General features: G+C 60.1%; 1 protein-coding gene. It reads right to left on the bottom strand.

The genetic code is table 11. From position 1 onward, the window contains the following. Positions 1-134, bottom strand: a 134-nt coding sequence (locus tag OH705_RS30055) for a toll/interleukin-1 receptor domain-containing protein (protein WP_416383611.1), incomplete at its 3' end; no start/stop codon positions are given. Between the last annotated feature and the right edge of the window lie 114 nt (positions 135-248).

Genomic DNA, 248 nt, shown 5'->3' with positions numbered 1-248 from the left:
CCAGGCACCAGATCCCATTGATCCAGCGTCGCGTCGACCCCCAACTCTCGAAGTGAAGTGGCCACGCGCATCGCCCATGACTTGTGCTCCGGCGAGTCGTGCGAGTACGAGATAAAGACCTTGGGCGCGGGCATCTACTCCTCCAAATCGTCGTGGGGGCTTACAGCGCGGCGGACGACGGCACAGCCCTTAGAGAGCCAAGTCGCATCTCATGGCCAGTTGACCAACGTAAGATGGCGATGCTTTCA

Origin of the sequence: Pseudomonas sp. BJa3, assembly GCF_026343815.1 — a bacterium.
GTDB classification, from domain to species: Bacteria; Pseudomonadota; Gammaproteobacteria; order Pseudomonadales; family Pseudomonadaceae; genus Aquipseudomonas; species Aquipseudomonas soli.
The sequence above is the reverse complement of the archived record's forward strand: the minus strand, read 5'-3'. Positions and strand labels throughout refer to the sequence as shown.